Source organism: Bacillus gaemokensis, from assembly GCF_001590835.1.
Classification (GTDB): domain Bacteria; phylum Bacillota; class Bacilli; order Bacillales; family Bacillaceae_G; genus Bacillus_A; species Bacillus_A gaemokensis.
Genome location: NZ_LTAQ01000035.1, coordinates 1 through 9,885, shown reverse-complemented (window position 1 = coordinate 9,885; position 9,885 = coordinate 1). Strand labels below are relative to the sequence as shown.

The 9,885-nt window shown below is 33.7% G+C and carries 7 protein-coding genes and 1 pseudogene; 4 read left to right on the top strand and 4 right to left on the bottom strand.

The genetic code is table 11. The annotated features are described in order from the left end of the window. Positions 1–159 precede the first annotated feature (159 nt). On the bottom strand, positions 160–582 hold the full coding sequence (locus AZF08_RS21050; RefSeq protein WP_033679228.1) for a DUF3995 domain-containing protein: 423 nt from the start codon (positions 580–582) through the stop codon (positions 160–162). A gap of 167 nt (positions 583–749) precedes the next feature. Further along, on the bottom strand, positions 750–1,283 hold the full coding sequence (locus AZF08_RS21045) for a TetR/AcrR family transcriptional regulator (protein WP_033679229.1): 534 nt from the start codon (positions 1,281–1,283) through the stop codon (positions 750–752). Between the two features lie 323 nt (positions 1,284–1,606). On the opposite strand from AZF08_RS21045, the pseudogene AZF08_RS21040 reads away from it, so the two are divergent. Continuing rightward, positions 1,607–2,268, top strand: a pseudogene (locus tag AZF08_RS21040) (IS6 family transposase). A gap of 161 nt (positions 2,269–2,429) precedes the next feature. On the opposite strand, the gene AZF08_RS21035 reads toward AZF08_RS21040, so the two are convergent. After that, positions 2,430–4,133 (bottom strand): M4 family metallopeptidase, encoded by a 1,704-nt coding sequence (locus tag AZF08_RS21035; protein ID WP_033679105.1) that lies wholly within the window; start codon positions 4,131–4,133, stop codon positions 2,430–2,432. A 679-nt stretch (positions 4,134–4,812) separates the two neighbouring features. On the opposite strand from AZF08_RS21035, the gene AZF08_RS21030 reads away from it, so the two are divergent. Further along, a complete protein-coding gene (locus AZF08_RS21030) occupies positions 4,813–7,692 on the top strand; it encodes an S-layer protein (protein WP_200875245.1) in 2,880 nt (959 codons plus the stop codon). Continuing rightward, positions 7,676–8,209, top strand: coding sequence for a DUF2247 family protein (locus AZF08_RS29100; RefSeq protein WP_063177357.1), 534 nt, complete (start codon positions 7,676–7,678; stop codon positions 8,207–8,209). The genes AZF08_RS21030 and AZF08_RS29100 overlap by 17 nt, the downstream gene beginning before the upstream one ends. 118 nt (positions 8,210–8,327) lie before the next feature. Here AZF08_RS29100 and AZF08_RS21020 read toward each other — a convergent pair whose 3' ends face one another. After that, entirely contained in the window at positions 8,328–8,744 is a 417-nt protein-coding gene (locus AZF08_RS21020) for a Tn3 family transposase (protein WP_162177856.1), read from the bottom strand. A 96-nt stretch (positions 8,745–8,840) separates the two neighbouring features. Between AZF08_RS21020 and AZF08_RS21015 the strand changes: the two genes are divergently transcribed. Next, positions 8,841–9,885, top strand: a 1,045-nt coding sequence (locus AZF08_RS21015; RefSeq protein WP_153019561.1) for an IS4 family transposase, incomplete at its 3' end; no start/stop codon positions are given.

Genomic DNA, 9,885 nt, shown 5'->3' with positions numbered 1-9,885 from the left:
GAATTCATCCATCAATTGTTTGGACTAACAGCATAAAATACAATTCCGCTAGAAATATATGCGCTATATTCTCTTTTATTTTATCTTTGCACCAGAACCTCATTTTGAGATGTTTTCTTCCTGTATAAAATTTATTTTATAGGGAATTCATTATACTTATTAAAACAACAACATGATATAGACAAAGCCAAAGAATAAACATAATGGACTATAGAACCAAGTGTCGTATCTAGCAAACTGAGAATGTTTAATTTTTTTAAAAAATCCAACAAACTTAAAATCACCAATTGCCCTAATAATGAAAACTAAAGCACAGACAAGACTTCCGATTTTAGATAAACTATTTGCTTGGAACCCCTGCAAATAACCTCCTTGAACAACAATAATGACACTAGCCAGTAGAATAAGAATGGCTACGAATAATGTTCCCCATATTCTCGGAGTAAAAGCAGGCTTATGTTCTCCCTCTTTTACTGGGAGAACAGCGGCAGAACCCCATCGACCTCCAAAAGCCCAATAAATATGCAAAAAACTGATAAACCACAGAAGCCCTACAGCTACTGATATTAATAGTAATTTCATTTATTCGCCCCCAATGTCGTAACTTCAAATAAAACATACACTACCGTATGTTATAGTGAAAATTTTGTCCCTTCAGGTTTTATAACCATATTAGGGACATTTATTATCGAATAATCAATTATGCCTCGGCATAATTCCGTGACATCCGCCGGAGGCTTTAACTTCTTTCATCGGATGTTTGGACACCCGCTGAAAGAAGTTAAAAGCTCAACCATTTTATCAATATCAAAATTAGGATTTGCTTCAAACCTTGTCATCCATCCTACATACGTTAAATAGGCAAGTCTCGCTCGATCAATTGATTCAGTTTCGTCTATGCCCATTTTTTGATACAATTTTGCAACACAAGAAATTCTCTGTTCTTCCATATCTACTAAACGTGCTGCCACAACAGGATCATATTTAGCCCAAGTATAAATACCATTCTCAATTTTTTTATCTCGATTAAAACTAATCTGTAATAGCTGTTCTAAAGAGGCATCCTGTTGCTCCATACTTTGAACAATCAGCTTTGTTGCATGTACTTCCCAAAAGTCGAGCATAGAATCTAAAAGTTCTTGATGGTCACGAAAATAGTGATAGAAGCTTCCTTTGCTTATTTTTAGCAATCGAGCAAGTGCTTCAATGCGAACTTTATGTATCCCTTTATCAGCTAATTGTTGTAATCCTGCTTTTATCCAATCTTCCCTCGTTAATTGCATATCATCTCTCCATTAAAATACGGCAGCGTATGTTTTACGTTAGATTACTACTATTCTCATTTTTTGTCAATTATTTATTCTGTTTATTTTTATGAACTTTAATGTTGTTGTTAATCGTAATATTGATCGTCATCACCTTTGGTAAAATACAAGCACATACTAAAATTATTGACACATGTTTTTCGTTATTCTTCCCCTTTTCTCATTTCTTTGTGGGAAAATCCAAGAAGATTTGGATGGTCCACAGTCTAAAACCCCTGAAGAAGCAGTTAGACTTACAAATGAAGCTACACTCTAGAAAAAAGGAACGAGGAGAATTACAAATGCGATATTTTAAAGGGAAACAGTTCAAACAAGATATTATTTTGGTGGCCGTCGGCTACTATTGCCGTTTTTCTTTAAGCTATCGTGGTATTTCGGTTCATCCCACAACCGTTATGCGTTGGATTTATGAATATGGAAACCTGATCTATCAGATTGGGGAGAAGAAAAACAAAAATGTACCATTAGCGTGGAAATTAGACGAGACCTATATAAAGATGAAAAGAAAATGATGTTATTTATATCATGCGATCGATAAAGATGGATACACATTGGATATTCAACTTCGTAAATCACGAGATCATCATGGGGCTTATGCCTTTATGAAAAGATTAGTAAAATCTTTTAGAGAACCAACGGTTCTCACTACAGACAAAGCACCCGCCTTACTTTGTGCGTTTAAAAAATTAAGAAAAGAAGGCTTGTATAAAGAAGCTATGCATTGCACGGTTAAATATCGAAATAATCTAATCGAACAGGACCATAGACATATATAAAGCGACGTTTTGCTAAATCCGCAGGATTTCAAAACCTGCGTCATGCCTCACGTACAATAAAAGGAATTGAAACGATTCATGCTTTATATAAACAAAACCGAAATCTGGGCCCAGATTTCGGTTTTTCGACGTACGATGAATTACGAAATTTAGTAACAATCGCATAAAATAAAGTACTTTTGGTTGAAATCATCTATTCTTTAACAAACTTTGCAACAGAACCCTTTCCATAATGTTGTCGAAACAATGGCAGAACCTGACCTATCTCTTGCTTATACAACCATTATGTGCTGAGTTCATCAATACGGATAAGAACTATATTTCTCACTTACTTAATTTTCGCTGCATCAAAAGCTTTTTGAACTGCTTGAACCTCAGGTGAGTTCGCCCCATATTTATTTGTTGCAACTCGAATGCATGCCGATCTCAATTCAGAGAAATCAGAAGTCATGTTTAATTCATCAGTATTTGCATAGTGGAAAATATCAAACATTTTATCCTCACCAATACCTTTTACAATTACACCGTTATGAGTACCACCTTTTGCAATTAAATACGCAACTTTATTAATAATACTTGAGTTGAAATGAACGCCTCCATTATCCCATCCATTAAAATCGTTAAATTCACTATAATCATCTGGATACGGTACTCCAGCTGAAGAAGGAATTGAAGATGGATTTGCCATATCACGGAAAGCTGATCCAGTTTGTTCTCCCATTGTCCAGTTAAATTTCCCATTATTTACGTATTTCTCAATAGCTGTTCCCATGATATCAGACAATGCTTCGTTAATCGCACCAGATTCTCCGGAATATTCAAGATTGGATTCGCTAGATGTAACCGCATGTGTAAATTCATGCCCCGCTACGTCAAATGCCTTTACAATAGGATCTCCGTATACAAGCATACTACCATTATCAGCACTTAATGCATTCTGCCAATTTTTCGGATCATTTGTATCTTCAGAGTCCCAGGCATGTACAACCGAAACTACTTTTTGTCCCTTATTATCAAAACTATTACGCTTGTATTTATCTTTATAAAAATCATATACTTTTGTTGCTAAGTAATGAGCACTTACCGCTTTTGTATCATTAAATGTTGTTGAAGTGCTCGTTGCTAAGGTACCAGGGTAATAGTTTTCTTCTTTCGTAATATCTCTGTAATTCACATCATATGTTTCAATTCCTTGCCCGCGTGTATAATCAGCAAGTGCATATTTCCCGTTACTTTGTTTAGAAATACCGAATGTGCGAGATACACCTAAATCATCTTTTCCTGTTCCAGTTAATGGTGAAAGGTTATTTTTTCTACTTTCCTTTAAGGCTCCAACAAGCTTTTCACTAGCTTTTAAGTTAGATTCTTGTACCATATTTTTCAACATATCACCATTATGAGCATTCACTAAATAAGTTCCAGATACATAGTTTGGTGTTGCAGCAGCAAATATAACTTGGTAGGCATTGCTAGCTTGTCCATTATTTTCATCAACAAAAATAACTTCCTTTACTTCTGGCTCAGAAATAAACTTGATATCGTTCCCATACTTCGTATAAATATATTGTTTCGCTTCTTCTTGTGATAGACTAATAGGTTTCTTTAAATCTTCTTGTTTTAAATTTTGCGCGCTATCTCCTGAAACACTTTTAATAACACCCTTTTTATCTACGTGTGCAGTTAATTGATGCCCATATACTTCTTTTCCTTCATATGTTTGTTGCATGCGCACAAGTGTAGTTCCATCATAAGAACCACGTTTTTGAAGAACCTTATAATCTACTCCCGATTCTCCATTAACTTGTTTTGGGGACAAAACTTGCTCTGTTTTCTCCTTAAGAGCATCTTTTACTACATTCTCTGGTGCCTTTTGTGATGGTTGTGTAAGTTCACCTGTACGGAACGAATCCTCCTGAATTTGAACTTGTAATTGATCTGTTTCCTCTGCATGACCTACTCCATATGGTGTTACAGCTGTTAAAGCTAATCCTGTTGTTAATGCAACTGTAGCTAATGTTTTTCTATTCTTCATGTTTTTCACCTCGGATAATTTTCTAAAATATTGAACTTGTAAAAAAGTATACTGTCTATTCCTGTCGAAAAAAAGATAAAATACAGAATTTTTGTAAGATTATGCAGAATTGCATAATTTAAGGTCGATGATCAGTTATTTAAACTCAATTATTCTAGAAAAAATTAATGTTTATAATGAATGAGATATTTTAAAGGAAAACGGTTGAAGAAGGTAATTCTTTTAGTAGCCGTTGGTTACGTGGACTAAGAATCTATAAAGATTAAACTTCATACAGTATTCTTATCTCTTCTTACTTGATAAGATGGCGGAATGGATTGTGGAGGAAAAAAATTAGGGATTATATTTCATCAGAGTTTATATATGAAGAGATCAAAGTACAAAATCCATCATAGTTAAATCTTCTCGAACATTTAAAGAAGAAATGGGGGGACGGAAACGATTATGGGTTTCAGGGGCACTCTGGAGTAAATACCATAATTTGATTTTGATAAGTGTATTTGAGAACCTATAAATCCTTTGAAATCAATAATTTCGGACATTCTCAATAGAGTACGCTCTATTGAGAATGTTAAATATGTAATTTTACATTTTATTATTAAATAATCTATAAGGATATAAAAATTTATGTATAATTGTAAGGTTATAAAAATTCCATATTTTGAAAGGAGATTCCTTTATGAGGAAAATTATAGGTATTATTTTATCATTGGTATTATTATGTTCTATTTATGCACCCTCGCTTTCGTTTGCAGCTGAAGAAGTCAATAAAATCGGCTGGGTAAAAGAAGATGGTGCTATGTATTATTATGAAAAAACTGGTGTCAAACGTACGAATTTAATTACACTTGATGGGATTGAATATAATTTTGGTAAAGATGGTAAATTATTATTTGGTACGAAATGGGTTAATGATAAATCCGTATATTATGAAGAACCAGGAAAACTGAAAACAGGATGGATGTATTCTCTTGATGAATGGGAGTATATGGAGAAAGGTTTACCTGTCACTGGATCATTAACTTATAAAGGAAAGAAGTTTCAATTTAATAAGTATGGGGAAATGGAAAAAGGGTGGATTACTTTACGCTCTAAAATTAAGAGAGTATACCCAAAACCAGAAACAAAATTTCTTCTTGAATCGAAACCTGTTAAAGAAGGTGAAATCCTTGAAGTAGTTGGGAAACAAGGTCTTTGGTATCAGGTAAAATATCAAGGTGAAATTGGGTATGTTCGAATTCTTGAATCCGTTGTAATCGATCAAACACCTGCAACTTCATTTGAACTTGTACAAGGAACAGCCATGATTTCTCATTTTCTACTTACAGGATATAAGAAAGATCCTGAGAAATTTTTCCCAGCAAATATTGATAAAGCACATCTTAAACGATTTGATAGTGACGTCAAAGTTTTTTATGATTTAGTACATGATTTTCAAAATATAAAATCTTCTATTCTATTAGATAATAAAACTGGTTGGGTGCAAGAAAACGGAAAATGGCATTATTATCAAAAAAACGGAAATCGAGTAACAGGTTCCCAAACCATTGATGATAAACAATATTATTTTGGATCAGATGGTGCGATGCAAACTGGTTGGGTCAACTTAGGTGGGACAAAAAAATACTATAGCCCTTCAGGTGTTATGCAAGTTGGAATACAATACATTGATGGAAAGATATATTATTTTAATGAAGGTGGACAATTATCAACAGGCATACACTTTATTAAGGGAAAACCGTATTATTTTGATACATCACATGAATCCAAAAGTGGTTGGATGAAAAATGAATATGATTGGTACCTGTTACATCCATCTGGTGCTTTACAAACAGGCGATTTTACATACAAAGATAAGAAATTTTCTTTTAATCAAGATGGAGAAATGGTAAAAGGGTGGATTGTATTAGAATCTCTGGTTAAAAAGGTGTACCCAGATCCAGACTTAAAGCATGTATTACGAGCAAAACGAGTAAATAATGGAGAGGTTATTGAAGTAACTGGAAAAATGGGTCCTTGGTATGAAGTGAATTATCAAGGAGAAAAAGGATATGTCCGTATTCATGATGCTGTTATTTTTGATCAGGAAACGAAAAGTCCTCTTACATTGTTAGATGGGAAATTGAAAATATTTGAAGGTGTATTTAATTATTTAAAGAATGATGAAACACTGGTTAATGATACTTTTAAAGTATTAGAGGATTTAGATCATAACACAACTGATTCTATTGAAACTTGGAATAATATAGCTAAAGAAATAGACAATGCAAAACAAGATGTACAGCATAAAAGGAAAGTAGTAAAAGAAGCACATGATAAACTACAAGAGATAGCAAATTCTATAAAAGGAGATATAAGGAATTTAACGGTTACTCAAAGAAAAGAGCTCGCAAAATTACTTAGGGAAGATCTTGGGGGAAATCTTGAAATACTTGGGGAAGATCTTGACAAAATTGTGAAGTTTGGTGGTGATGTAACTACCGCATTACTAAATGTAGTCCTAACCGAGTATCAATTGATATATACAAGTTTAGATGCTTATTATAAAGTTCTAAATGTGACTGCAGATAAAACAAATGAATTTTTAAAACTTACTGCAGATTGCTTAGTGGAATTAGAAGAAAATCACCGCAAAATGTATGAAGCACTTAAGAAGAATGGAACAATTCAAGACTTAGGGAAAATTGCAGAGAATGGCATACGTTGGAAGAAATCTATAGAAGTTGCAAAGCCAAAAATGGAAGAGTTAGCTCAAAAAACCAGAGAAACTGTGCCTGTAATAGCTGGACATCTTCAAACGTTACAAGAAAAAGCACCTGGATTTTATACAGATTTCAACACAGGATTAGATATTGGAAATGCATTCATGGATTCAGCGAATCGAATTGCAAGCCATAAAATTGATATTCAAGCAGCAGCAAGAAATATTGGAAACATTGATTTAAGTAATAGTTTACGTGATTTTGGTGTTCCACCAGAAAAGATGAATCAGTATATCTCTGAGCAAAACAAAACAAATAAAATAATGAACACTACATTGGATATTGTACCTATTCTTAATGTACCTAAAGAAGCGATTCAGCTGTCCCAAGGAAAAGAGATGGGTACAGATCGGAAATATGATCCTTCTGATTATGCAATGGGTGTCTTAAGTGTTGCGTCAGGTGGAACAGTTAAAACAATTGGTAAAGTAGTTGGAACAGTTGCTGATCTTGAGAAGAAAGCGAAAAACCTTGAAAAGGCTGCTAAATATAAGCCAAGAACCATAGAAATAAATAATCCTGTTTTAGATAACATTCGTACAGGAAGTGCATTAAAAAAAGATGAACTACATGCATTTAATAACATTATTGATAATTATGTTAGCTATGCATCGAAATTTGATTTAGTTGGTGGTGACGGAGTTAAGAGACAACTTTATCAAGTAGAAGGTTCATTAAATGGTAAAAAAGGTGTATTCGAATGGATTGTTGACCCTGATCCTAAAAAAGGCGTTACACATAGAAGGTTTATTGAGGGAGTTGGAATAACAGGTAAACCGAATGCAAGAAAGAAGTGAAAATATAATGTATAGTTATAAAATTTTCGAAACGTATAGATTACAATATAGTTGGGCTACTTTGCTAACCGGATTAAAATTAGACCTTTTACCCAATGAAGAAGTAGCTACATATGCTGAAAATTATTTGATAGATAATCCCCACGTAAGCCATGATGCATTATTAAAACTTACATGGGGAAAATACGATAAAGAAAAAGCTATTGAACTAATAGAAACCATAGTAATGGATTTAGCAATACATCGGAATAGTGATGTTGAAGAACGAAAATGGAAATACTGTATTTTAATGTCTATAAGAGAAAAAAATAACGATTACGATGCTTTATTGGAGAATGTAGCTAACCTGTATAGTGATTTTAATTATCCAGAGGATATGGAAGGATTTATTTATTATTTAGAACCGGACGACGGCTATGATCCAAGTAAGTATACAAAAAGTGAAAATATTAGACGACTGATAAATAAACTAGATTCATTTCTACAAGGTGAACAGAATGCTCTACAAGAGATTTAAATCGAATATTTTCTTGGTAAGAATGAACCTTTAGAGGATATTTAATAGTGAATCAAGATTCCTTATTCCTTTTACGAAGCCGTAGGTATTAATTCCTACGGCTTCTGTTATACGTTATTTAAGTAAATACAGCGTTTTTCGAAGAGAATGAAAGGTCAAATGGTAGTTCCGATGGTTTTCGATTTGAATCAATATGATATTTTCCAAACCGATTTACATGTGCTGTCATGTAGGGACTTAAATAACAAATCAATTCTTTGTTAAATCCCTCTTTTTGTTTTTCATACTCATGAAGCAGTTTAGATATGGAAAACACATTATAAAAAATAAGACAGTTGGCAACTAAGTGATTATACTTAATAATTTTCTTCTGTTTCTCACGATCATTCTCAGAAATAATGCCTTCTCCACCAAAAAAGAGCCACTTTGTAAATCCATTAAATGCCTCAGATTTGTTTGTAGCAGATTGAATGGTACGTCGTAATTCCTCATTAGACATGAATTGTAACAAAAACATCGTTCTAATAGGCCTCACCACACACATCCATCAACTTAAGGATTTAGACTATTTTTGAAGTTAAAAGCACGTTACTATTCTCTTATGTTAATGAGAAAGGGTGACGTGCTTTTTATGAATATGAACCAAAAACAAGAATTATCTTTATTTGCCGAAGAGTTATATCGATATATGTCTCCCGCTACACTTAATCAATTAGCTATAGAAGCAGGCGGGATGAAACGAAAACGTAAGTGCCACGGGCACCATTTCTTATCTTTGTGTGTATGGTTAAATCAGCAAGTCGCTACTACCTCTCTTACTCAACTTTGTAGTCAATTAGAAACTTCAACAGGAGTTTTATTAAGTCCGGAGGGACTTAATCGACGATTTAACTCGGCTTCTGTAGCCTTCTTTCGAACTGTATTTACTACACTTCTACAAGCTAAAATTGGAGGAGTATCTAAGATTTCTCATTCTCTTTCTGCTTATTTTGAGCGGATTCGCATCCTTGATTCTACAACTTTTCAAGTTCCAGATCGATTCGCATCTACTTATCCTGGTGTCGGAGGATGTAGTCATAAAGCTGGTGTAAAAATTCAATTAGAGTATGACTTGTTAAGTGGGGAATTTTCTGATGTGAAAATTGAACCAGGAAAACGAAGTGATCAAGCGTATGGTGCGACTCGAACAGGAATGATACAAAAGAATGAACTATATATTCGTGACTTAGGATATTTTCGTTTACAAGACTTTAAGTCTATCCAAGATAAGCAAGGATATTATTTATCACGTCTTAAATTACTAACTAAAATATATAGAAAAGAATTCGAAACAGTCGTATTTAAAACAAAACCCGCTCAACTGAGACCGGTATATATACAAGTTCATTTGGAAGACATCATGAAAAAATTACAACCTGGCCAAGTGTACGAGTTACATGATGTATATGTAGGGAGTAAAGACAAACTGCCTACTCGTATTGTGGTTTATAGATGTACGGAGGAGCAAAAACAGAAACGCCTACGTGATCGAGCTATTCGTGAAAAGAAAAAAGGGATTACCTATACAGAGCGTACGAAACATTTACAAGGAATTACAGTATACATGACAAACATTCCTACGGAATGGGTACCAAAAGAGAAAATCTATGATTTATATTCATTACGTTGGCAAATCG